The sequence below is a fragment of the Deltaproteobacteria bacterium genome (genome assembly GCA_020848905.1).
Lineage (GTDB): Bacteria > Myxococcota_A > Polyangia.
Genome location: JADLHG010000003.1, coordinates 32,090 through 56,575 on the forward strand (window position 1 = coordinate 32,090; position 24,486 = coordinate 56,575).

The following is a 24,486-nucleotide window of genomic DNA, read 5'->3' on the forward strand; positions in this document are numbered from 1 at the left end:
GCGTCAGGGAGGATTGGAGGCGGGGTGAAAGATGCGCACCCAGTCGAGCGGCACGGTAAGAGCTGCGCCCGGCGCGGGCACGACGGCGATGGTGATCGTCGGCTCGCCGGCCGGGATGGGGCCCTCGATCGGGAGGCCACGATCGACCAGGATCGTCGTCTCGCTCGCGAGGCGGCAGTGGTGCTCGCTCTGTCTGATGTAGCTCTGAAGGACGACGCTCTGGCCCGCAGGCACGGTTGCCGGAGTTTCACCCGAGTCGGTGAAGCTCGGCGTGCTCACGAGGTTCCGCAGCTCGGCCCCGCTGGCGGTCCAGCGAAGCTCGCAGGAGCGGTAGAGGGAGGGGTCGAAGCGCTGGCCTGACCGGACGTCTGCCCAGAGCTGGATGGAGCCGCGGGCAGCCGCGGGCGTCTGCAGCCGGAGCTCCACGAGGTAGCCTGGCATGGGCACCGACGCTACTCCGGTGATCGTTGCGGAGATCGCAGTCGTCCCGGTGCCACCGAAGCGCAGGACCCCGCGCGGGGCGATCGTGACGGGAGAGGGCGGGCTTGCCTTCCACTGCCGCAGGTCGCCGCAGAAGTCCTCCGAGAGGAGCACGGCCTTGCAACCCAGGTCGCTCCACGGGTCGCGATAGTCCGGCAGGTCATCGCACGAGGCCTTGCCGCAGCCGGAGCACGTGGGGGTTGCTAGCGGCTGGTTCTCCGTGCAGAGCGCGGCGACGTCTGTCGTCGCCAGCGCATCGCTGGTCGGCTCCACCCGCCGGTCCACGCCGGGTCCGTCGGTGACCTGGCCGGCGTCCCGCGACACGACGCCCCCGTCCTGCCGTTCGAAAGCCTCGTAAGGGAATACCCGATGGCAACCACTCGAGGCGGCGATCACGCCGGCAACGAGCACTCGTAGCCAGATCGACATGCCGGCACAACGTCGCCCCGGCACGGCCGACGGGTCAAGCGGTGGATGAAACAGGCTGGTCGTCGCCATGCGGTAGTCCGCGGTAGCATAAAAAAATGCATGTGCGTCGAGCGCTCTGTAGTAGCCATCTCAGGCGAGGAGATAAGCGAACGTCCGCGGTGCCAGTCCCGAGCGCCCTACAAGCGGCCCTTCACGAGAAGGAGGTAACGTCATGCGATACGCTCTGGCCTTCTGTCTACTCCCCGCGATCGCGGGGTGCATGGGGGAGACCACACCCTCGAAGAAGGACGCGGCACCGACCGTCGACCACGGCGGACATTCTGCCCCGGACTCCGTCGCCACGCGCGACGGATCCGTGCTGCCAGACACGGGCTCGACGAGCACGGCCTGCGGGAAGATCGGTCGCCAGGGGTGCTGCGTGGACGAGCGCACGCTGAAATGGTGCGATGCAGACAACCGGCTCGTGACGTTCGACTGCCTGCCCATTCCGAAGTGCGGCTGGGATCCCGCGAGGGCGTCCTATGCCTGCGACACCGCCGGCGGAGCCGACCCGTCGAAGAAATACCCGCTCAGGTGCCCGTGATCCGCGCTCGCGAGGTCGCGCTGCGCGAAACCGCACGGCCCGCGCTCACCGTGGCGAGGGAGAGCGCTTCCTGGGCCTCGCGGGAATGGGTGTGCGGGTAGCGCGACCGGTCGAGCAGCTTAGATGACGGCGTCGCGGTGACGGTGCAGCCCCCCGCCTTCCAGACGACCTCGCTCGCGGTGGTCGTGGTCGCCGGGGTTCCGAGCGAGCCGAGCGTCGTGCTCCACGCGAAGGTCACGCTCTGCCCCTCCGGGTCTTGCGCCTGCACGTACCGGAGGATCGTCTGGCCCATCACGGCGCTCGCGGCCGACTGGTAGGCGAGCACGGTCTCGTGCGCCACGTTGAGCCTCGGCGCGGGCCCCACCCGCAGGGTGACCGCTCCGGTGGTGCTCCCACCCGCCCCGTCGTTGACAGGCACGCCCACCTGCACCGAGAGCTGCGGCGGCCACGAGGAAGAGGAAGCCCGCTCGCAGCCCGGAGAGTCCCCCTTCTTCAGGGACGCGCTCCCAGCGCGGTGCGACGGCGACGGCTCCACAGTGCTCGCCCCACTTCATCCGTACGACTCCCGGGATAAACGGTGCGCCCGTGCTCCTGCAATAACGTCTCCGGTGGCTTGACGCTGCTAGATCCACGGAGGTCATGCGGACCGCCGCAAGGGGCTCGCGGCCACGATCTACGAAAGCCGGTGAAAGGCTCGCCCGCACCGCGAGCGTCCGTCAGGTCGAGAAGCCGGGACGCTCACGCCTCGTCGAGCAGACCGTGCTCCGCGAGCTTGTTGTAGAGGGTGCGGCGGCTGATGCCGAGGACGCGGGCCGCGAGAGAGCGGTTGTTGCCCGAGCGGGCGAGCGCCTGCAGGAGCGCCGCGCGCTCGGCCTCCCCTCGCTGGGCCTCGAGCGTCCTCGGCGCAGAGGAAGTGGCCGGACTCCCGGGTGGGCCCGCCACCGCGGAGACAGGAGAGCCCGCCCAGGTAAGCGCGGCCCGCACCGCGTCGCTGTCGATCACCTCACCGTCACCGAGCACGACCATGCGCTCGACGATGTTGCGGAGCTGCCGCACGTTCCCCCGCCAGAGCTCGGCCTCGAGCGCCGCCTGCGCCCCGTCGGTGAGTCGCACGCCTCCGCGCCCCGTCGAGCGCGCGACCTCGGCGCAGAACCGAACCGCCAGCGCCCGGAGGTCCTTGCCTCGCTCGCGGAGCGGCGGCACGGTGAGAGGAACGACGCTCAGCCGATAGTACAGGTCCTCCCGAAAGCCGCCCCTCGCTACCTCTTGGGCCAGGTCGCGGTGCGTCGCGGCGAGAAATCGCACGTCGGCGACGACGCTCTCGAGGCCCCCGAGGCGCTCGAAACGCCTCTCCTGCAGCAGCCGGAGCAGCTTGACCTGCATTGCGGGGCCGAGCTCGCCGATCTCGTCGAGAAAGAGCGTCCCGCCCTGCGCGAGCTCGACGCGGCCGGGCTTGCGACAGGCCGCGCCGGTGAAGGCTCCTTTCTCGTAGCCGAAGAGCTCGCTCTCGAGCAGCGCCTCGGGAAGTCCCGCGCAGTGCACGGCCACGAGCGCCCCGCGGCTGCGCCGGCTCAGGCGATGGAGCTCCCGCGCCACCAGCTCCTTGCCGGTACCCGTCTCGCCCTGGATCAGCACCGTAGAGTCGGTGGGCGCGAGACGCGCGATGACGCGCCTGAGCTCCTGCATGGGAGGCGAGTCGCCGAGGAGCTCACTCTCCCTCTCACCCCCGTCGCCGCCACGCGAGGTCGCCTCGGCGCACGACGCCTCGTGTCCCGCCGCGTGCACGGCCAGCGCCTTCTCGAGCACGAAGAGCAGCGCCTCGCGGTCGAAGGGCTTGAGCAGGAAGTCGGCCGCCCCCGCACGCATGGCCTCCACGGCCACCGGCACGCTCCCGTGGGCCGTGAGCATCACGACCGGCAGCTCGGGCCAGCGCTTGCGGATCGCGCCAAGGACCTCGAGCCCCTGTATCCCCGGAAGCTGCAGATCACAGATCACGCCATCGAACGCGCCGCGCTCGAGAGCCTCCAGCCCAGTCTCCCCCGAGGCGGCGTGGCGGAAGCGGTACCCGGCCTGCTTGAGGAGCGCACCCAGGACCGTGGCCACGGCCAGGTCGTCATCCACGACGAGAAGCTGCATTCGAGGCGTCACGTCCCTATTCCCTGACGGGGAGCCACAACCGCACGCAGGTCCCGCCCCCCGCCTGACTCGCCAGCTCGAGGTCTCCCCCATGCGCGCGTGCCACCTGCCGTGCGAAAGGCAGCCCGAGACCCGTGCCCTCGGGCTTGGTGGTGAAGAACTCGTCGAAGATCCGCTCCCGGTCCCGCGGATCGACGCCCGGACCCTGGTCGCTCACCTCCATCACCAGGCGGCTCGGCTCGGCGCGGGGCGCGCCGTGGGCGACCCGGCCCACCACGCCAATCTGGCCCCGCGGGGGCGAAACCTCAACCGCGTTTCGCAGCACGTTCTCGAAGGCCAGCCCGAGAAGCTCCGCGTCCGCCTGAAGCGTCGGGAGTTCCTCAGCGAGGTTCGTGGTGATCGTCACCTCGTGGTTCGAGGCCAGCGCCCTCAGCTTCGCCGTCCCCACCGCCTCCGAGAGGAGCTCGCGCACGGGCAGCGGACGGAAGACAGGCTCGATACGCGTCAGGCGCTGATAGAGCTCCAGGATGCGGTCGATGCGCCCCGTCTGCTCGAGCAGGAGCGCGAGGAATCGCTCCTGCTCTCCGTGGGCCTCGGTCCGGCGGTTCTCCTCTTGCAAGTATTCCAGCCCACCGCGCAAGGCGCAGAGGGGGTTGCGCAGGTCGTGGGCGAGCTGCGCGGACATGCGCCCGCGCCACCGGAGCTCCGCCTCGCGCGCGCGGTGCGTCCAGAGGGTCTGGAGCAGGTCGCGAAAGAGGGCCAGCGCCGTGACCGTGACGACGAAGGCGACGAAGAGCCCCAGCGCGAGGCCCCCGGCGAAGGCGTAGAAGGTCATCGCGTAGGCCACGGCCGCCCCGCAGGCGAGGACCCCACCGTAGGTCCAGGCGCTTGCCGAGACATCGTGGCCGAGAACCTTCGAGCGCAGCACGACGAGCGCGAGCACGACGGCGATGAGCAGCGCGCCGAGCTGGTCGACGTGCGGCGGCGCCCAGCCAAAGGGCCAGAGGGCCGTGGACATGAGCAGGCCCCCGAGGACGAGCGCCACGAGGAGGAGCCGCGTGCGGATGCGCTCCGAGGCATCCCCCGTCGAGCGGAGGTGCCCCCTCAGCTCGAGCGCGGCGAAGACGATCGCTGGAACGGAGAGGCCGAGGTAGAGCACCGACCAGGCGGCCGAGTCACCGAACGTGCTCGGCGTGGGCCCCCGACGCGGCAGACACGAGACGCCGGAGAGGAGCCCGAAGCCGAGGTACGTCGCGACGAGCACGAGGCGCCTCTCGCGCACCCGACCCACGAAGGCCAGGACCACGTGCAGCGCCAGAGGCACCGTGAGCGGCGAGACGGCGAGGTCCAGCCACTGAAAACGCGCGCCGCCCATCGTCGCGTCGGCGAGCTCGGCAAAGTTCCAGGTGAAGAGCACGAGGCAGAGGAGCACCACGGGCCAGCGGAGCGGGCTCTTCTGGCGCAGCAGGATGGCGAGCACGAAGAGATGCACGCCACAGGCGAGCATCCGGGGCAGCTCCGCGAGACTATGCATGGCTCCGCGCACTACAGTGCACCACCCGAGCCCGCCGGTGAAGCGTCGTCGCGCCCGATCAGCGCCACGAGCTCCGCCAGGTAGCGTCGGGGAGAGGTCCCGGCGGCGTTCAGGTTCCGGATCGCGGCCGTGGAGATCGCGGCGCCCGTGGGCCCTCGCACCCCGAGCTCCGCGGTCAGCTCCCCGACGAGCACGGGGCGCCAGCCCGCGTGACGGGCCGCTGCGAGAAAGCGCGTGCGTTGCGCCCCGGGCACCGCCAGCACCACCTCGAACTCGCCGTGATGGCAGGCGAGCGGCAGGAGCGCCGGCCAGCCGTGCGCGCGGCAGAGGGCCCGCGCCTCCGCCGTGAGCAGCCCGGCGGGCAGCGCGAGGCGCACGCCCAGGTGGTTGAGTCGCGCGAGCTGATCCACGGTGGCGAGAAGCCCGTCGCTGGTGTCCATCGCCGCCCGCACGAACGGCGCGACCGCGCGCACCTCGACAAGACGCGCCCGTGGCCGAAAGGGAGCTCCCCCGGGCTGCACGGAGAGGCCGAGCAAGGCCTCCGCCGCATAGGTCGCGCCACCGCCGAGCAGGCCGGTGGCGTAGAGCGCGTCCCCCGCGCGGCAGCCGATCCGCCGCAAGGCGGGGGCCCCCGCCGGAACGCGACCAACGGCCGTGGTGGTGATGCTCGCCGTCCGGCCGCCCACGCTCGTGTCGCCACCGAGGAGAAAGGTCCCTGCCGCCTCGCACGCCGCCAGCAGGCCACGGCGGAGCTCGCGCTGCAGGCGGCGCGCGCGGTGCTGTGGCAAGCGCACGGCGCAGACGAGCCCGAGCGGTTCGGCGTTCACGGCCGCGAGGTCGCTCAGCGAGGCCATGGCCGCCACCCAGCCGATCGTCTCGCCGTCGCGGTAGAGGCCGCTCGCGATCTCCTCGTCGATGGAATCGGTCGTGATGGCGAGCGTGGCCCCGAAACGGCTGGGCTCGAACGCCAGGAGCTCCGCGTCGGCCTCGAGGAACCTGTTGAGCTGGTAGCTCGCGAGCGGCCGCGTGCGCGCCCAGCCGCGCAAGAGGGCGTTCTCGTCCACGGCGTCCACCCGCGCCGCATGCCCATCGTTGTTGGTCATGATCGGCCTTCCTCGGCGGCGTTCTCGAGGACGCCGATCCGGTACGTTCCAACGGAGAAGTGCACCTCCTCGAGACCGCCGACGAGCTCTCCGTCGCACTCGAGGTCGAAGGGCCGCTCGCCTGCCACCGCCAGACGCTCGGTCGCGAGATAGCGGCAATGCCGTCCAGCGACCCCGTGGCTCAGCGCGCGGACCGTTCGAACGGCGCTCCAGCGACCCTCGTGCACGAAGGCCGCGACGTGCAGACGCCCGTCCGCAAATTCGACGGGCAGCTCGCAACGCAGCCCCCCGGTGAGGTACGGGGTCTTGAGCACGCTCAGGCTGTCCACGAGAAGCCCCTCGCCCGGCTCGTCTCGCTCGCCCCACGCGCCCGGCTCGCCCCGCGACGCGAAGGTCGCGGCCGACGACCAAGGTCGCAGACTCAGCCGCCGCGGGCGGTGGCTGAGCAGCGCCGCTGCACCGGCCCAGCCGATCGCGAGCGGCACGCTCCAGCGCTTCAGCCGCGCAGGCATCGCGCCGGGAGTGTTGAAGCGCGCGTTGCCCTCCGCGAGAAGGCCGAGGCTGGCGCTCACGAGGAAGCGCCTCCGTCCGCGCTCGCCGGTGGCCGCCGCGCGATAGTCCGCCGTGCACAGATCCCTCGGCAGCGCGGGCAGCGACAGGCGCAGCGGCACCGGATCCCTCGTCCCGGCCGGCTTGTGAAGGTCGTTCGACGACCCGAGGCCCACCGCACCCAGTCGCAGCGACGGGAGCTGCGCGGGAGGCACGCGCTCGGCGAGCTCGTTCACGAGCGCACCGACCGTGCCGTCCCCTCCGGCGGCGACGAAGGTGCGCGTCCCGCATCCTAGCGCCGCTCGCAGCTCCTCTCGCCAGCGGGAGGTCTCGTCGAGCTCCACGGTGACCGTGCTGCGACAATCGAGCCCCTCGAGCGCGGCCTCGCACAGGGGTTTGACCGCCGACCAGAGCGACGACGCCGCGCCGCCACGGGCGCGACGATTGACGAGGATGAACGCCCGGCCCATCAGACCTGCCTCCTTTCGGGACGCCCCTCCCAGGCCCATTCGGCGAGCACGGCGTAGGGGACGAGCAGCGGAGCGAGCAACGGCTTGTAGAGCGCGACCAGCGCCAGGTGCTGAAGCACGAAGGCCCGCAGCGCCGGGACGATCCCGAGGTGGGCGAGGTGCTCGTCGCGCACGCGCAGGAGCACGAAATGGGCCTGCCCGTAGGAGAGGAGCCCCGCGCCCCAGAGCGTCCAGCCGAGGACCGCGGCTGGTGCTGTGACCGTGTCCGCCGCCACGAGCACCCGACCGCTCGCGCCCGCGCTGACGAGCGCGAAGAGAGCGCTCACCAGGACGCTCGGAACCCAGCCGAAGCGGACCACGACCGTCCGGTAGCCCGTTGCGCGATCCGCGCTCACGTCCTTCAGATACCCGAGCACCACGAAGACGGCGTAGCCGAAGAAGACGCTCAGCAGCACCGGGGGCAGCACCGGCCCGCGCAGCGCGTCGAGCGCCCCCCGCTCGCTCCCCCCGAGGTAGGTCATGAGCGGCAAGAGAGCCACGATCGCGGCGTTCCAGCAGGGCCCCGCCCAGAAGCGCCGCTTGGCAGGCGTGTAGGTCGCCAGGCCGAGCACGCCGAGGAGGGCGAGGAGCCCGTTCTGGCGGTTCAGGAGCAGAAAGACCATCCCGCAGCCGAGAAGCCCGACGAGGCTGACCAGGAGCACGTCCCGGCGCGAGAGCCGACCCTGAACGAGCGGCCGGTATCGCGCGGAGAGCGCGTCGGTGTCGGTCTGAAAGACGTCCGTCAGCGCCTGGCCAAAGCCATAGCTGGCGAAGGCCGCGAGAAAGCCGACGACGAACGCCCAGGCCGGCGGCGACGGCGCCACCGCGAGGCCGGCGAGCCCGGCCGCCCCGGAGACGAACATGAGGTACGGCCGCATGGTGCAAGCCATGTCGCGCCAGAAGTGAGCCGAGAGGACAGGTGCAGGCCGCACGGCGGCCGTCGCGTGCTGGGTGTCGGCGTGCATCACGCGGCGCTCCCTTCTGCGCGGAGGCCCCGCAGCGCGATGGCCAGCGCCTCGGCGGCGCGGTCGAGCTCCTCGGCCGTGTGGCGTGCGGTGACGCTCAAGCGCACGGCCGCCTCGCCGCGTGGCACCACCGGATGGGTCACGTAGCCGGCCTTGATCCCGGCGGCGAAGAGGCTCCCGGCCACGCTCGGAAGGGCGTCCTCCGCACCGACGGGGAGCATGAAGATGGGCGTCGGCTCGGGCAGTACCGGTAACCCGAGCTCGCGCAGGTCACGGGCGAAACGCGCGACGTTCTGCCAGAGGCGCTCCCGGTGCTCGGGCTCGCGCTCCATGACCCGGAAGGCCTCGGTGACTCCGGCGCAGAGGGCCGCCGGCAGGGCCGCCGTGAAGACCGCCGAGCGGGCGTGAAAACGTAGGTACTCGATCAGCTCCTCGTCCCCGACCACGTAGCCGCCGATCGTTCCCGGAGCCTTGCTGAAGGTGCCGACGAGCACGTCCACCGCACCCGGCAGGCCGAAGTGGTCCTCGAGGCCGCGCCCCGTCGGACCGAGCACACCGGTCGCGTGGGCCTCATCCACGAGGAGCCTCGCCCGGTAGCGCCTCGCGAGCCACGCAAGCTCGGGGAGTGGCGCGACCGTCCCGTGCATGCTGAACAGGCCATCCGTGGCGATGAGCACGCCCCCTCGCCGCTCGGATTCCAGCGCGGCGAGCGACGCCTCGAGCTCGGCCACGTCGCGATGGGCGTAGGCCCGCCGTCCAGCGCTCCGCCCGGCGCGACCGCCGTCGTGGATGCTCGCGTGGCTGTGCCGGTCCACGAGCAGCGCATCCTCCGGACCCAGGAGCGCGCCGATCGTCCCCAGGTTCGCCGCGTAGCCGCTGGAGAAGACGAGCGCCGCGGGACGCCCGTGAAACGCGGCGACCGTCTCTTCGAGCTCGCAGAGGTAGCGGCTCGTGCCGCAGAGGAGCTGGGCGCTCGGGGTGCCGTAACCCACCTCGTCGAGCGCGCCCCGCACGGCGGCCACCACGCGCGGATGGCGATGCAGGTGAAGGTAGCTGTTCGAATCGAAGCAGCTCAGGCGCCGGCTCGTGCCAGGGCCCGTGCGAACCTCCACGGCGTGATCGAGCGCCCCCTCGACCACCGGCCGATAGAACCGCTCGTAGACGCCGGTTCGACGCATCGCCTCCACCATGGGGCCGTAGCGGCGACACTTGTCGAAGAGGTCGCGCGCGGGCGGCGCCTCCAGGATCACGGGAACGCCGCTCTCGAGTGCACGATCGAAGGGGGTGGTTGTCATCGGCTTCGCTCCTGTTGACGGCGAGGCAGTGCAGGGACCGTGCCGGCGCGCCTCAGAAGACCCACGAGGACTTCGACGCGAAGCCTGTGCAGCGGGCTGCTCAGGGGCGAGCGTGGTGTGCAGAGGGCTGCACACGCTCGGGCGCGACGAGGCGGGCGGCGGCGGGGTCGGCGGCGAGGGCGTTCAGGAGGAGCGCGAGGGCCAGCTGCGAGCCCTGCCCGGGCTGCTCCAGCACGCGCCGCATGGCGGCTATGCTCCCGCGCGGCGCGGGCGGAAGGTGCAGATCGTAGTAGCCCGTGCTCTCGAGCACGAAGGAGCGCGCGAGGCCTGGAGCCGGCGCGGGCGGCGCATCAAAGACGAGCTCGGCGCGCTCGCCCTGCTCGGTCGTGTAGCGCTGCCCGTCGATCGCCGCGAGGGTGGCCGTGAGATCGCGCCCGTCGTCGGCCACCGCCTTCCGCGCCGTGAGCTTGCGCTCCTCGAGCGGCAGATCCGGCCCGAAGTCCGCCGTAACCGCATCGATGGTCCAGAAGGCAGTCGCCGCCTCGAGCCGCACCCGGAGACGCGGGCCCGCCAGGTCCTGAATCGGCAGGACCAGCGCCTGGTCCTTGCGCGCGTCGGGCCCCGCGGGCCAGAAGCGCCCTCGCTGCTCCCAGCGCCGCCCGGTCCATACCGAGGCCGAGAGCATCCCCTCGCGCTCCATGAACTCGAAGAAGCGCCGCCGCGCCGCCGCATCGGTCTTCAGCCGCTCGCGGAAGCGCTTCATCCCCCGCGGCCCCATCTGCGCAAACAGATACCCGAGCGCCACCGAGGCGAAGCGGGTGTTCATGCCGGAGAGCCAGAGCTTGGCCTGCCTGGCTCCCGCGGGCTTCGGAAAGTCCAGGATCAACCCGTCCCGCGCGTCCCCCGCCCGCTCGACGCGCCGGTCCCCGAGGTCGCTCTGAAAGTAGACCCCATCTCGCGCCGCCACGAGCCCACGCACCTCGCGCCCACGCAGATCGGTCGCGCGAACCGGCGCGACCTCCGCGCGAAAGGTGTGCAGCTCCCCGCTCTGCGACGGCACGACCCGCGTGCCCGCCGGGTGATCTACGACCCGCAAGGCCAGCGCGTCCGTGTGCTCCGTCTCATCGAGCTCGTTGGCGAGCCGCAGCCGATAGACGCCGTCCACCGGCCGGAGCCGCTCGAGCAGGTCGTAGTCCGTCTCCTCCATCGCCTCGAAGAACGCCATCCCGTAGGTGTCCGAATCCAGGTGCCAGCCCGCGCCGTCGTAGCTGTAGACGTGCGGGCAAGAGCCGAGGCGGCCGCCGGTGGGGCCCCAGCTTCCCGATCCGCGCATGACGACTACCAGGGCCACGATGCCCGCGACGAAGAGAGCTCCGCCAAGCACCGAGAGGGTCACGGAGGTGGCGGTCTTCCCCCTCGAGTAGATCCGCCCTTCCAGCCCACTCACCTCGTCGAGACGGATCCATCCCTGCTCGACGATCCGCTCGCAGCTCGGCCCTGAGCACCTCACGACGCCCCCACGAAGGACACGGTCCGTGTCGAGCCGCGGCCGGTCGAAGCGGGCCGTGGTCCGGTCCCACAGCGTGGCGACCACCTGCTTCGACTTCTTGACCTCTTCCCCCAGCGTCGGCGAGGCCAGGCGCAGCGGAATCATCCTCGTGCAGGCGCTCGTGCCGCTCACGAGCACCACCACCAGGAGCCAGGCCACCCACCCACCGCTCCGTCGCAACCGATCCAGGGTCTTCATGCTCGCCCCTCCGTTTCGAAGGGGCGATGGAGCAAGCCTCGTGCCGGCGCCACCCGACGCGACGACACACGCGTTATCGCGTCAGGTGTGCAAGAACCTGCTCATGGCAGCGCCGCGTGTGCAGGCCGCTGCACGCGGCTCGCGGAGCGGAAGCTGCGGACCTTCGGGAGAGCGGCCGGGGAGTGCCGCTGGAAGAGGCTCGCCCCGTCGAGGGACTACCGGCAGGTCTTGTTGCCGCGCTTCCCGCCGCAGCTCGACGAGCAGCACTGGCTCGAGGTCTCGCAGGACGCGCCCACGGGCAGACAGGAGGTGCAGCCCGAGATCGGCGTGAAGAGGCAGCCTACAGCCGCATCGCAGGTGTCCGCGGTGCAGCTATTGCCGTCCGTGCACGAGATCGCGCTGAAGACGCAGCCCAGGGTCGGGTCGCAGGCATCCTGGGTACAGGCGCTCCCGTCGTTGCACGAGAGCGCCGAGCCGGCGGTGCAGCTCCCGCTCGCGCAGCTCTCGACCCCGTTGCAGAGGTTTCCGTCGTCGCACTCGCTGTCGAGCGTGCAGGCCCCCGGGACGAAGCTGCCGCGCACGGCGAGCAGCGGCTCGGCCACGCCGTCCGGGTCGTCGGCGCAGCCTCCGGAGCCGCACGGGAGCGGATCCGCGCCGGCGAGCAGGCCCGCGAGGACCTCCGCCGGAGCGAGCGACGGCGAAGCCGCCAGCAGCAGCGCCGCGGCGCCGGTCACGTGGGGCGTCGCCATGCTGGTGCCGCTGATCGTGTTGTAGCCGCCCGAAAGCCACGTCGAGGTGATGCAGACTCCCGGCGCCATCAGATCGATCGCTCCGGCACCCGCGCCGAAGTTCGAGAAGTCCGCCAGCGTGTCGTCCTGGTCCACGCGACAGGTCGCGCTCGCGCCCCCCCCAGACTGACCGTTGAAGTCGGCCAGCGCCGAGACGGTGATCGCCTCGCGGTAGGTGGCTGGGACCGCGGCCCGGCCCTGGCCGTACGGCGTGCAGGCGTCCACGTCGCAGCTCTCGTTGCCCGCCGCCACGACGTAGGTGATCCCCGCCTTGACGGACTTGCAGATCGCCTCGTGCATCGCGTCGCGTCCGCTGACTGCGGTGTACGCACAAACGCATTCGGCATCGCAGCTCGAGGGGTATCCGCCCCCCCCGAGGCTCATGTTGGCCACGCGCGGACGCCCCGGCGTGCCGGCCCACGAGGTCAAACGATCGATGGCCGCGATGATCCCGGCCCAGCTTCCGGAGCCCGAATTATCGAGGACGCGCAGGGACCAGAGGCGCGCCCCGGGAGCCATCCCCACCACCCCGGCACCGTTGTCGATCGCGCCGATCGTGCCTCCGACGTGCGTCCCGTGACCATTGCCGTCCTGGTAAGCCAGCGGATCGATCGGTCCGCCGTACTTGCCCTTAGGCACGAAGTTCTCGCCACCCACCACGTTGAGGTCCGCGTGAGGTCCCGTTCCGGTGTCGATCACGGCGACGTCCACGTTCATGGGGTCCGACTTGCCGTCGATGCGCGCGGTGGCGTTGCTGTCCGCGCCGGCGCGCCGGATGCCCGTGGGAAGGGTCTGCGCCACCGCGTGGAGCTCCTGGTCCGGCGCGATGTACGCGACGTTCGGATTCGCGGTCAGCGCGGCGATGGCCTGACTCGAGAGCGGGGCCGCAAAGCCGTTCAGCGCGTGCTGATACCTATGCACCGCGGCGACCCCTGCTGCATGGGCCACGCCTTGCGGGCTCGCCCCCTTCGCGAGCACCACGATATAGATGCCGTTGTGCGGCGCACCCGCTACGAGCTTCGCACGCGAGCTCCCCACCGGCTCCGAGCGGTCCGCACTGCATCCCGCCAGAGCTGCGACGACGACCAGCGCCGCCGCAGAAGCGAGGGGCCTCCTGGGCCTTCCCTCCACGAGATACCCGAGCCTCTGTTCTCTATTATTCCGCATCGACCCTGACCCCTTCCGTGTTCGTTGTTCCTCGACGAGCCCGGCCCCGCCCATCCATGCAGCTGGCGGTACCGCTGCAAGAGACATTCCGTGCCCGACCTCCAAAGACCACAGCGTTTTCGTCCCCGCGGCTGGGACCTCAAGCCCCACGTTCAAGGGAAACCGAGGCCCCGGGAGCCACCGCCGAGCTCGCTTGACCTCCCCGACCCCAGGCTGCACTCTGCGCTCCCATGCGCGAACGCCCGAAACATGCAGTACTCGCCAGTGTCCAGCAACCGGGAGTGAGCGACGCCGAGCTCGCCTCCTCGCTCGACGAGCTGGCACGCCTCGCCGAGACGCTCGGGCTCGAGGTGGTCGGCCGGATCACGCAGCGACGCCCGAGCGCCGGGGCCGCCGCCGTGCTCGGGTCGGGCAAGCTCAAGGAGCTGGCGCGCTACACGGGCGGGACCGGACGCGTGCCACCCGGCGCCTCGCGCCGGCAGAAGGGGGCGCAGCCGAACGAAGAGGAAGAGGACGACGGCGCAGAGGGGGCCGAGCTGGTCGCCGAGCTCGAGGCGGAGCTCGCCCCCGACTCCGACCTAGAGGAGGCGCCGCCAGCCGAGACGGGACCCGACGGTGCGAAGCAGGCCACGGTGGTCATCTTCGACCACGACCTCACCCCCTCGCAGCTCCGCAACCTCGAGGCCGCCACGGGCGCGGAGGTGCTGGACCGCTCCTCGGTCATCCTCGCCATCTTCCAGCGCCACGCCCGCACGCGGGAGGCGCGCCTGCAGGTGGAGATCGCGCGGCTCAACTACCTCACGCCGCGACTCCGCGAGGCGCGCGGAGGAGCCGACCGCCAGCGTGGTGGCATCGGCGGCAAGGGTGCCGGCGAGTCGGCGCTCGAGCTCGACCGGCGACGGGTGCGCGACCGCATTGCCGAGCTGCGGCAGGAGCTCGTCGCGCTCGAGCGGGACGTGGGCCAGCGGCGGTCCCGACGGAGCCAGCTCGATACGGTCGCGCTCGTCGGCTACACGAACGCGGGCAAGTCCTCCCTCATGCGGGCGCTCACCGGCAGCGAGGTGCTGGTCGAGGATCAGCTCTTCGCCACGCTGGACACCGCCACCCGCGTGCTCCAGCCGCTCACCCACCCGCGCATCCTGGTCTCCGACACGGTGGGCTTCATCAAGAAGCTCCCCCACGACCTCGTGGCCTCCTTTCGCTCCACGCTCGAGGAGGCCCGCGGCGCGGCGCTCCTCCTGCACGTCGTGGACGCGGCCGACCCCGCCTGGCGCTCCCAGCTCGAGGTGACGCGCACGGTCCTCGGCGAGCTCGACGCCGGCGAGAACCCGACCCTGGTCGTGCTGAACAAAGCCGACCGCCTCGACCCCGAGGTGCGGCGGGCCCTCGCGGAGGAGCTCCCCGACGCCCTGATCATCTCGGCCAAGCGTCCGGAGGACGTCGCGGCCTTGCGCGAGCGCATCCTCGGCTTCTTCGAGCGCGACATGGTGGAGGGCGAGCTCTTCGTCCCCTACCGCGCGCAGCGCCTGGTGCACGCGACCTACGAAGCCTGCCGGGTGCTCGGCGAGACGCACGAGGAGACCGGAACGCGGCTGCGCGTGCGGGCTCCCGCGGCCCTGCTCGAGGAGCTGCGGCAGCGGATCGACGCCGAGGCCAGCTCGGGTTCGTGAACGTGCGGCACGGGAATCGACGGCGCTCTGGCCCGACTCGAGGCGCCGATCGCCGGGTAGCTCGCCGCGTACCGCCCGTCGCCGCGCTCCTCTTCGCCCTGGCGTGTTGCGCCTCCGGCTGCCTCTCGGCTCCCCCGCACGTGGGCCCCCGGACGGCCCACTTCGACGGCCGGCGCTTCCTGAACCAGGTGCCCGCGCGGGAGAAGCGCGCGCTCGACGTGCTGCGCTGGTGGTGGACGCGGAAGCCTCCGGAGTGGCCCGAAAAGCTCCCCACGCCCGCTCCGGGCCCACGGCCCCCGGCGCGGGTGCGCGAGCCGGGACGGGTGCGCGTCACCTTCATCAACCACGCGACGGTGCTCCTGCAGCTCGACGGCGTGAATGTCCTCACCGACCCGGTCTACTCGGATCGCGTCGGCCCCTGGTCCGGGGTGGGCCCGAAGCGCCACCGGCCCCCCGGGATCGCCTTCGCCGACCTCCCGCCGATCGACCTCGTCTTGATCAGCCACAACCACTACGACCATCTCGACCTCCCCACCTTGCGGCGCCTCGCCGAGCGACACCGGCCGCGGATCCTCGTGCCGCTCGGCAACCGCGCGCTCCTCGAGCGGCACGGCATCCCCGGGGGGGAGGAGTACGACTGGGGACAGAGCGCTCGCCACGGCCACCTGCGAGTCACGCTCTCGCCGTCGCGGCACTGGTCGGGGCGCGGTCTCGCGGATCGGTCGAGAACCCTATGGGCGGCCTACGTCGTGCAGGGCAGCGCCGGAGCGGTCTACTTCGCCGGGGACACCGGCTGGGGTCCGCACTTCGCCGAGGCGCGGCGACGGTTCGGGCCCTTCCGCCTCGCGCTCCTGCCGATCGGCTCGTACGAGCCACGCTGGTTCATGGCCGACTCGCACCTCTCGCCGGAGGAGGCTCTGCGGGCCCACCTCGCGCTCGGTGCTGCCACGAGCGTGGCGATCCACTTCGGCACCTTTCGCCTCTCCGACGAGAACTGGGACGATCCCCCCCGGGCTCTCGCGGCGGTGCTCTCGCAGTACCGCGTGCCGCGCTCGCGCTTCTGGGTGCTGGAGGGGGGAGAGGCGCGCGAGCTCCTCGCGCGGTGAGGGCTCGCCGCGCAAGCCGCTCGAAACGCTACTTCTTGATCGTGCAGGGAACGGCCGTGAAGCCGAGGCCCATCGACACCGCGTCGGGCTTGCCATCTCCGTCGGTGTCCACGTCCGGACCGAGCGCGGAGCTGATGGCCGTGTTGCCCATGAACTCGTCCACCGTGATCGTGCCGTCCTTGTTGGCGTCGAAGACGTCGCGGAGCTTGTCCCGGCTGCTCTGCGACGTGCTCGGATGCTTGTAGGTGTAGTCGATCTGTCGCACGACCCTGGGGATCACCTTCTCGTTCCAGTCGCTCTTGGGGACGAGCCCGGTGAGCTGCCCCTCGGTCATCCCGGAGGCGCTCGCCTTCGCCGTGACCTCGAGCCGCTCGAAACGAGCCGTCACGACCTCGGCGCCCTCGACCCAGATCGGAAAGGTCCCGCTCGCCGGCCCCACCTTGACCGCCCCGCTCGCGAGCGTGCCCGGGAGGGTGAAGAGCCCCGCCGTGGACTTCTTGCCGAAGAGCTCGCTCCCCGAGAAGTTGTCCTCGGCCGTGTGCACCGCGTCCTGGTCCTCGCCGACGTACCCCTTGAGCTGTGCGGGACCCGAGCCGCCGAGCGAATCCGCGAAGAGCTCCACGAGGAGGATCCAGACCGCCCCGTCGAGGATGTTGTCGAAGGTGGCCTGCACCGTGAGTCCCAGGTTGAAGCTCGACACGAGCTGATTGATCGTGCCGAAGCGGTTCTTCTTCTCCCCTTTGCCCTCGTAGTCGCGCGCGTACTCGGTTCCGCTCGTCGGGACGAGCAGCTTGTTCACCACCGCCTGCAACGCCGACGGCGCGGCGAAGGCGTCGGCCACCGAGCCCCCGTCCGCCATTGTCGCGTCGCGCGAGCCGGCGTCGCGAAACGTGGCGTCGACCACGCGCGCGTCCGCCTGACCGCTCGGTAAGCTGTTGCAACCCGCGAGCGACAGGCCAACCAGTACGGCCCAGAGGGGAATCAGCGGCTGTGAGCTTCGCATCATCGGTTCTCCTCCTCGTGCAGCGATGGCCGGCATGCGCCGGCGGAGCTTCCAGCGGCGGCCACACCTCCGCTACGGCGGCGCCGACGCGAGCCCGAGCAGCCGCTCGGCGTTGCCGAAGAGCCACTTGTCGAGCACGCGCGGCTCGAGCGGCAGGGACCGGAACTCGGCCAAGAGCTCCCCCGGCGGTCGCCCGATCAGAAACCAGCCCGTGCCGAAGAGCACCTTGTCCTGGATCGTCGTCTGCCCGAAGCGCATGAGTGGCTCCCATCCCGTGCCGGGCGTCGCGAAGTAGCGCGGTCTATGCGCCGCCAGCTCGAGGTAGAGGTGCTCGTGCTTCCAGGCGAGAAGGACCGCCTCGAGCACCCACGGATAGCCGCCGTGGCTCACGATGAGCTTCAGCTCCGGAAAGTCCGTCGCCACGACGCCCAGGTGCCGCGGGTGGCCGAGTTCGTTGTCTCTCTCGGCCGACCAGTTGGCCGAGCTGTGCACGCTCACGGGGATGTCGAGCTCCACGCACTTGGCGTAGAGCGGGTAGTACCGCCGGTCGTCGGCCGGAAGCCCGGTCATGAAGGGGCGCAGGCTGAGCCCGCGAAACCCTCGCTCGCGCACCAGCCGCTCGAGCTCGCGCACGCCCCGCATCCCCGCCCCCACGTCGATCCCTGCGAAGGGGATGAAGCGCCCCGGGTGCCGCTCGGCCACGCCGGCCACCACCTCGTTGGACATGAAGGCCATCCCGGCGTTCGTGGTCTCGTCGAAGCCGGTGATGAGCGACCGCCCGATCCCTCCCGCGTCGAGGAGCGCCACCACCTGCTCCTCGGGGAGCTCGCGTCCGGCCAGGACCTGGGCGAGCGCCTCGGCGGTCGGCTCCAGCTTCCAGAAGACGCGCAGGTACCCGAGCATCGCGGCCGGGAAGTGCCCCACCACGTGCTTCACCATCTCGGGCACTGGCAGGAGCGGGGCCCACATGTCGATGACGCGCTTGTCGGTCATGGTCGTTTCTCCGGTCGTTTCTCCCACCACGGGCAGCCCGCAGCGCTCGAGCACCAGCTCGCTGATCGCGGGGTGCAAACCGAGCGGTTCGGTGACGCGGATGTTCACCTCGGGATAGAGCGCCGCCGCCTCAGCCACCAGCCGCGGGATGTCTTCCGCGGCGTGCCGCCCGGGAGCCAGCATGTACGGGTGCACGGCGATCTCGCGCGCGCCGGCCGCGACGCAGGCCGCGAGCCCCTCAGGAACCGTCGGGGGAGCGAGCTCCAGGTGCGCGTGCCGCACGACCATCTCGGGTCCGGCCTTGACGGCCACGAGTCTCGCCACGCGCTCGAGAAGCGCGTTGGCCTCTGCGCGCCGGCTTCCGTGGTCCACGAGGAGAATCGCTCGCCGCGCCCTCGCGGTCATCGCATCGCCTGGGACGCGACTCGGCCGGCGTAGAGCCAGAAGCCCACGAGTCCGAGGACGCACGCCAGCAAGCCCACCGCGGCGAGGAGCTCGATGACGCCCGCCACGAGGAGCCGTCGATGCATCACGCTCTCGCCCTTGACGAGCAGCAGCGACCCATCTCCCGCTCCGAGGCGCGCCGGACCGGACCTGTAGCCTCCGGCTCCGCCGCCCCCGGAGAGCACCTGGCCCACGACTTGGACCGTCTCGCCCACCTTCACCGTGAGCTCGCGGTAGGTCTGCCCCGCCACCTCGTCTCCTTCGACGACGAGCCGGTCGGGCTCCACCTCCACGAAGGCCTGCTGACCCGCGTGCGTCAGCAGGAAGGAGACCGCGTGGAGGCGCTTCGTTCGCTCCTGCAGCTCGGGCGGCAGCAACTCGACACCGGGATCGGGCAGCGGGAGCGGCCGCTCCTCGCGGTAGTGCACCACCACCTCCTCGTCGAGAGGCCCAGAAAGGGCCTCGGACCCTCGCGCCACCACGCCGAAGGTTCGCACCGCGCCGTTCGGGGGCAGCTCCGCCAGCGAGCGACGCGGCACGCGCAGCAAGGGGAGCCGCGACCGAAGCGCCGTGCGCGCGTTGCGCACGAGACGCGGCACGTCGTAGGCGAAGGCGAGGCACACGAGCAGGCCCTGTCCCAGGGCGATGAAGGGCGCGCCGGTCTTTCGGCGCAGGCCCATCTCGTCGGCGGACCAGAGCCCGAGCCAGATGAGGAACGGAATCGCCGCCAGGATGCGCACCACGAAGAAGGCCGTCCGGGCCGCGGAGCGCGGCTGCCCGGGGAGGCCGAACGCGCGGCGCAGGGAGAAGGCCACGAGCCACACGCTGAGCGACGCGGCTCCCGCGACCCAGGCCGCGGCCGCGACGGTATTGGCCCACTGCGCGCGGCGATAGGTCTCGCTCACCCCGCTCCAGTACTGCCCGAGGCGCGGCACGAGCGTGCTCTGCGCGAAGGAGACGGCCATCCAGCCGAGCGCCCCCGCGGCGAGGAGGGCGAAGACCCCGCCCACCACGCGCCCCCGCCGCCGCACGGCTACCTGTGCCACGAACGATCGATACGCCATGGGTCCCCATTCTAACCCTGGTCGGCCCGGAGAGCGTGGTAAACACGCCCCCCTGGAGCTTCGGAGGCCCTGCATGAGGTCTGCGCGCGCAACACCATCGGACCGCTCGTCGATTGCGCTCTTCCTCGCCGCCTTCTTCGTGGCCGCGCCCTTCGTGGCCGCGCTCTGCCTCACGGCGTCGCTCCTCGCGGCCTGCGGGGAGGCCACCACCGCGACCTCGGACGCGGCGCTCGCCGACGCGGGACACGGCACCGACGCGGGACACGGCACCGACGCGCGCTCCGAGGGCGGGCCAGGCGCCGACGGGAGCGCGCTCTGCGTCCAGCCGCTCGCCGACGCCGGTCCGCTCCGGGACGGCTGCACGGTGCCGAAACCCGCGCCGCCGGACCTCCTCGACGAGGCCCTCGCCAAGCTGGCACGCGACCGCTGCACCGCGAGCTACACGAGCTACGACCCGGCGGTCTACGCCTTCCTCTATGCGGCCGACCCCTATCGCCTCCCCCTCTTCGAGCGCACCCATCGCACCGCCCTCGAGAGCCCGCGGTTCGCGCGCACGCTCGCCTCCGAGCTGGATGCGGCGCTCGCCTCCAGCCGCCCCGTCACGCGCGCCCTGCAGGTCGCCCTGCACCATGCCGGCTTCGGTGGGCCGGTCTGCCTGCCCCCGCGAGCCCCCGAGAGCACCTCCCCCCTCGGGTGGGCTCTCGCGCGCCTCCTGCAGGGGAGCGGCGGCAAGGCGGACCCGGCGCAGCTCGGGCGCGAGGTGGCCGGGGTCCCGGTGGGCCTGCAAGCCGCGCTGGCCCCCGTCGTGGATGCGCTCGCGGAGGCCGCCAAGGCCCGCGCCGCCTCGCTCAGGGAGATCGACCTCGGCAAGACGGCCGAGAGCCCCGGCATCACGCCGGAGGTCCTCTTCACCTACGCCACCTCGCTCGCCCTGCGCGCGCGAAGCGGCAAGGCCTTGAACCCGAGGGAACCCTGGGTCCACAAGGTGCTCCAGGGGGGCGCGACCGGGTTCAAGGTGCAGCCCCTCTACCGCGCCGCGGTCGCGCTCGCCGCGGCGATCGAAGGAGCCGACCTCGGCCGCTTCGTGGGCACCGCGGTCTCCTTCTCCATCGCCACGCCGATCGGGCGCATCCTCCTGCGCGGCCCGGGCGACACGACCTACGACCCGAAAGACCCCGAGCTCTCCGGCCCTATCGCGCTCCTCATGGACACCGGCGGCAACGACACCTACCGCATCCCCGCCGGCGCCACCTCCTCCGTCGACAACCCGGTGTCGGTCCTCATCGACCTCGCCGGCTCGGACACCTACGGCTACGTCGAGGCTCCCTCCCCCCTCGACGGCGCGCGCCTCCCCTCCGATGAGGGCGGACGCGCCGCGGGGCTCCCACCGACCAAAGGTGACGGCCCGATCTCCCTCTCCGAGTCCTCACGCCAGGGCGCAGGCCGCCTGGGGATCGGACTCCTCTTCGACCTCGGGACCGACGCCGACCGGTACACCTCGCTCCGCATGTCGCAAGGCTTCGGCGCGCTCGGGGTGGGCGTGCTCTACGACGCGGGGGGCGACGACCGCTATCGCAGCGAGGCCGGCGCGCAGGGTGCGGGCATCTTTGGCCTCGGGCTCCTCCTCGACGCAGGCGGAAACGATCGCTACGAGACCTACACGCAGGCCCAGGGCTACGGCTACGTGAAGGGCGTGGGCCTGCTCTACGATGCGACCGGCAACGACGCGTACCTGGCCGACGTGGGGGACCCAGCCCAGGGGGGCGACCCGCTCTACCACTCGCCGCAGCTACCGGGCGCGGGCAACTCGAGCTTCGTGCAAGGTGCCGGCTTCGGCAGGCGCGCCGACCTCTCCGACGGGCAGAGCATGGCCGGCGGTCTCGGGGTGCTGCGCGACAAGACCGGCGACGACCGCTACCGCGCCTCGGTCTTCGCGCAGGGCACCGGCTACTGGTACGGCACGGGCGTCCTCGCCGACGGGGCGGGCCGCGACACCTACGACGGCCTCTGGTACGTGCAAGGCTCGGCGGCGCACTTCGCCCTCGCGCTCTTCCTCGAGGATGGGGGCGACGACCGCTACAACGCCGAGCTCGCGCCCCGCTCCACCTCGATCGGCGTCGGACACGATTGCTCCGTGGGCTGGCACCTCGACCTCGGCGGAGACGACGCCTACCGTGCCCCCAACCTCTCGCTCGGCGCGGGCAACGACAACGGCCACGGGTTCTTCGTGAACCGCGGGGGCACGGACGGCTACGTCACCGTCGGGAAGTCCACCCTCGGCGCGGCGCCGCAGAGCGTGCAGACCGGCTGGCGGCCGAAGGCGCTCACCCTTGGCGTGTTCGTGGACACCGACGGCGCGGACACCTACCGCCTGGATGGGCAGCCCGACGACCGGAACGACCGGAGCTGGCTCTACGGCTCCGCCCCCGCGCCGAGCCCCTCGAGCGGGGTGGGTCTCGACGGTGCAGGGACGGTCGATCTGCCCTGACCGTCCGCGTGCGCCGGCAGCCGCCCGCGTCGCTGCCAGGCGCGCGTCAGTCTCCGCCCGGTCGGATCCTCGGTGGGGACGGCGCGACCCGCCCCGACGCCAGAGGCGTGGGCAACGCGACGAAGAAGGTGGACCCCGCCCCCGGCTGGCTCTGCACCCAGATCTCTCCGCCGTGCGCCTCCACGACGTACCGGCAAAGCGCGAGGCCGAGCCCGGTGGACATGCGCACGCCGGCGCGTCGCGATTCCACCTGACCGAACTTCTCGAAGATCTTGTCGTGGTACTCCTCGGGAATCCCTTCGCCGGTGTCGCTCACCGCGACGAGCACGTACGGCGCCACGAGCCGCACCCGGTCGTGACCGTCCTCGACCACCTCGCTGCGAATGGTCACCCGTCCCCCGGCCGGGGTGACCTTGAGCGCGTTCCCCGCCAGGTTGTGCAGCATGCGGCTCACGAGCTCGTGGTCGAAGCGCAGCGCGGGCACGTCCTGCGAGAGCACGGTCGTGACCTGGATCCCGCGCGAGCGCGCGAGCGGCGCGAGCCTTCGCACCACCGCACGCAGGTGGTCGTTCAGCGCCCCCGGCGAGAGGCGAAGCTGCGCCCTCCCCGCCTCGAAGCGCGCCACGTCGAGGAGGCTGTTCACCATCTCCAGGATGTCCTCGGTGCTGCCGACCCCCTCCCGCACCGTGTCGGCCACCGTCCCCGGAAGCAGGTCGCCCCCCGTCGCGGACACCTCCTGTAGCGTGAGCAGCACCGCCTGTAGCGGGTTCCGCAGGTCGTGCACGATCATCCGGTTCAGGTCCTCGCGCAGCTGCTCGGCGTTACGGATCGCCCGCGCGTTGGCGATGGCCCCCGCGACCGACTTGGCCAGCGTCTCGAGGACCAGTCGGTCGTCGTCGTCGAAGCCGTCGCGCTCGCAGCGCTGTACCTCCACCGCGCCGATGATCCGATCGTGGGTGTTCAGCGGCACGCAGAGGATGCTCTGCACGTCCGGATGCAGCGCCTGCGCGGCGTCGAAGTTCTCGGGGCCACCGATCATCACCGTCTGACCGGTGCGTCCAACGCGGCCGGCGATCCCGCACCCGAGCGGCTCCCGGCTCCCGAGCTGCACCGTCGTCGGCTGCTCGCACGACAGCGCGCGCAAGACCATCTCGCGCTCCTCGCTGAGCCAGACCCCCGTGACGAAGTAACCGAAGCGGTCGTGCACCTGCTCGGCCACGTGCCCGAGGATCTGGTCCAGGTCGATGGACTCGGTGCAGATGCGCGTGACCTCGTTGATCACGAGGAGCTGCTGCCACCGCCGGCGCTGACTGTCGAAGAGCCGCGCGTTGTCGATCGCCTGCGCGAGGTAGCCGGCCAGGTTCTCGAGGAGCGACTGATCCTCCTCGGTGAAGTGGTGCGGCTCGACGTGCTCCACGTCCACCGCCCCGAGGATGCGTCCGCGCACCCGCAGCGGCACACAGATCTCCGACCGCACCCCCTTCACCAGCTCCACGTAGCGCGGATCGTTGCGCACGTCGCCGACCCGCAGCGGCTCGCCCGAGGTCACGACCTCGCTGACCACCCCCTCGCCGAGCTGCCGCGATAGGCGCTCGAAATCCACGCCCTCGACGAACTCGAGGCGGGTGGCGTGCCCGCCGTGCACCAGGCGCCGCCCGGTCTTGTCGAGCAGCAGCACGGCGGCGAAGGAGATGTCGAGCGTCTCGAGCATCGCGCGGCAGGCCATCGCCACGACCTGCTCGCGGTCGAGCGACGACATGACCAGCCGGCTCATCTCGTTGACCAGCCGGAAGTGCCGCAACCTTCGTCGCTCCCGCTCGTAGAGCCGCGCCGTGTGCATCGCCGGGCCGACGAGCGCCGCGACGACCTCGAGCAGCTTGAGGTCCGTCTCGTCGAAGGCCGCCGGACGCTCGGACTGCACGTCCACGACGCCCAGCAGCTCGTCGCGGTGGACGATCGGCACCACCAGCACGCTGCGCACGTTCGGCGCCGCGAGCTCGGCGACGAAATCCGGGTCGACGGCCACGTCCGGCACGAGCCGCGAGGCCTGCGTCTCGACCACCTTGCCCACGATCCCGCGCCCCGCGGGGGCGCGCAGGGCCATGTCGGGCGACCCGTCCACGAGCTCCGCCTCCCCCGAGCTGCTGCTCCCGGCGCGGAAAACGACGGCGTCCCCTTCGACCACGCCGATGGTCACCACGTCGTAGCCGAAACGGTGACGGAGTAGCTGCACCACGCGCCACAGCAAGGGGCCTTGCTGCAGCGACGACAGGGTCTCTCGCGTGACGTCCGCGAGAAACTCCAAATCGCGTAGATCGCGCGCGCGTTCCGGGGTGCTCACTCCCGGTGACGTTACTACAGCTGCGGCTCGCCGGCGAAGGGATCACAGCCTCGCGACGCAGCGCGCCGTGCTCGTCTTTCGCCCCCGCGACC

18 protein-coding genes are annotated in these 24,486 nt (G+C 71.6%); 4 read left to right on the forward strand and 14 right to left on the reverse strand.

All coding sequences use genetic code 11. The features are described 5' to 3' along the window. Positions 1 to 3 precede the first annotated feature (3 nt). Entirely contained in the window at positions 4 to 909 is a 906-nt protein-coding gene (locus IT371_00415) for a hypothetical protein (GenBank protein MCC6746085.1), read from the reverse strand. A 211-nt stretch (positions 910 to 1,120) separates the two neighbouring features. On the opposite strand from IT371_00415, the gene IT371_00420 reads away from it, so the two are divergent. Beyond that, positions 1,121 to 1,492, forward strand: coding sequence for a hypothetical protein (locus tag IT371_00420; protein ID MCC6746086.1), 372 nt, complete (start codon positions 1,121 to 1,123; stop codon positions 1,490 to 1,492). Here the strand turns inward: IT371_00420 and IT371_00425 are convergent. From IT371_00425 to IT371_00465, 9 genes are all read right to left on the reverse strand, one after another. Further along, a complete protein-coding gene (locus IT371_00425) occupies positions 1,479 to 1,910 on the reverse strand; it encodes a hypothetical protein (protein ID MCC6746087.1) in 432 nt (143 codons plus the stop codon). The genes IT371_00420 and IT371_00425 overlap by 14 nt on opposite strands. A 320-nt stretch (positions 1,911 to 2,230) precedes the next feature. Then, positions 2,231 to 3,628 carry a sigma-54-dependent Fis family transcriptional regulator gene (locus IT371_00430; GenBank protein MCC6746088.1) on the reverse strand — a complete coding sequence of 466 codons (1,398 nt, stop codon included), beginning with the start codon at positions 3,626 to 3,628 and terminating at the stop codon, positions 2,231 to 2,233. Positions 3,629 to 3,644: 16 nt separating this feature from the next. Beyond that, positions 3,645 to 5,162, reverse strand: coding sequence for a hypothetical protein (locus IT371_00435; protein ID MCC6746089.1), 1,518 nt, complete (start codon positions 5,160 to 5,162; stop codon positions 3,645 to 3,647). Positions 5,163 to 5,173: 11 nt separating this feature from the next. Next, positions 5,174 to 6,265: a hypothetical protein gene (locus IT371_00440; GenBank protein MCC6746090.1), complete on the reverse strand. Its 1,092-nt coding sequence runs from the start codon at positions 6,263 to 6,265 to the stop codon at positions 5,174 to 5,176. Continuing rightward, on the reverse strand, positions 6,262 to 7,284 hold the full coding sequence (locus tag IT371_00445; protein MCC6746091.1) for a hypothetical protein: 1,023 nt from the start codon (positions 7,282 to 7,284) through the stop codon (positions 6,262 to 6,264). The genes IT371_00440 and IT371_00445 overlap by 4 nt, the downstream gene beginning before the upstream one ends. Next, on the reverse strand, positions 7,284 to 8,288 hold the full coding sequence (locus IT371_00450; protein ID MCC6746092.1) for a UbiA family prenyltransferase: 1,005 nt from the start codon (positions 8,286 to 8,288) through the stop codon (positions 7,284 to 7,286). Before IT371_00450 ends, IT371_00445 begins: the two co-directional genes overlap by 1 nt. After that, positions 8,288 to 9,583, reverse strand: a complete 1,296-nt coding sequence (locus tag IT371_00455; GenBank protein ID MCC6746093.1) for a pyridoxal phosphate-dependent aminotransferase family protein — start codon at positions 9,581 to 9,583, stop codon at positions 8,288 to 8,290. Before IT371_00455 ends, IT371_00450 begins: the two co-directional genes overlap by 1 nt. Before the next feature lie 100 nt (positions 9,584 to 9,683). Continuing rightward, positions 9,684 to 11,330, reverse strand: a complete 1,647-nt coding sequence (locus IT371_00460) for a hypothetical protein (protein MCC6746094.1) — start codon at positions 11,328 to 11,330, stop codon at positions 9,684 to 9,686. Positions 11,331 to 11,545: 215 nt separating this feature from the next. After that, positions 11,546 to 13,285 carry a S8 family serine peptidase gene (locus tag IT371_00465; GenBank protein MCC6746095.1) on the reverse strand — a complete coding sequence of 580 codons (1,740 nt, stop codon included), beginning with the start codon at positions 13,283 to 13,285 and terminating at the stop codon, positions 11,546 to 11,548. Between the two features lie 230 nt (positions 13,286 to 13,515). Between IT371_00465 and hflX the strand changes: the two genes are divergently transcribed. Together hflX and IT371_00475 are read left to right on the forward strand one after the other, a co-directional pair. Next, a complete protein-coding gene (gene hflX / locus IT371_00470; protein ID MCC6746096.1) occupies positions 13,516 to 14,955 on the forward strand; it encodes a GTPase HflX in 1,440 nt (479 codons plus the stop codon). Positions 14,956 to 15,095: 140 nt separating this feature from the next. After that, on the forward strand, positions 15,096 to 16,061 hold the full coding sequence (locus IT371_00475; GenBank protein MCC6746097.1) for an MBL fold metallo-hydrolase: 966 nt from the start codon (positions 15,096 to 15,098) through the stop codon (positions 16,059 to 16,061). 28 nt (positions 16,062 to 16,089) lie between these two features. Here IT371_00475 and IT371_00480 read toward each other — a convergent pair whose 3' ends face one another. The 3 genes from IT371_00480 to IT371_00490 form a co-directional block, all read right to left on the reverse strand. Next, positions 16,090 to 17,067 carry a hypothetical protein gene (locus tag IT371_00480; protein ID MCC6746098.1) on the reverse strand — a complete coding sequence of 326 codons (978 nt, stop codon included), beginning with the start codon at positions 17,065 to 17,067 and terminating at the stop codon, positions 16,090 to 16,092. Positions 17,068 to 17,136: 69 nt separating this feature from the next. Further along, positions 17,137 to 18,462 (reverse strand): amidohydrolase family protein, encoded by a 1,326-nt coding sequence (locus tag IT371_00485; protein ID MCC6746099.1) that lies wholly within the window; start codon positions 18,460 to 18,462, stop codon positions 17,137 to 17,139. Continuing rightward, the gene (locus IT371_00490) at positions 18,459 to 19,565 is read right to left on the reverse strand and encodes a hypothetical protein (protein MCC6746100.1); all 1,107 of its coding nucleotides are present in this window, start codon (positions 19,563 to 19,565) and stop codon (positions 18,459 to 18,461) included. The genes IT371_00485 and IT371_00490 overlap by 4 nt, the downstream gene beginning before the upstream one ends. A 73-nt stretch (positions 19,566 to 19,638) precedes the next feature. Between IT371_00490 and IT371_00495 the strand changes: the two genes are divergently transcribed. Next, a complete protein-coding gene (locus tag IT371_00495) occupies positions 19,639 to 22,053 on the forward strand; it encodes a hypothetical protein (protein ID MCC6746101.1) in 2,415 nt (804 codons plus the stop codon). Positions 22,054 to 22,099: 46 nt separating this feature from the next. Here IT371_00495 and IT371_00500 read toward each other — a convergent pair whose 3' ends face one another. Then, positions 22,100 to 24,394, reverse strand: coding sequence for a GAF domain-containing protein (locus IT371_00500; GenBank protein ID MCC6746102.1), 2,295 nt, complete (start codon positions 24,392 to 24,394; stop codon positions 22,100 to 22,102). Between the last annotated feature and the right edge of the window lie 92 nt (positions 24,395 to 24,486).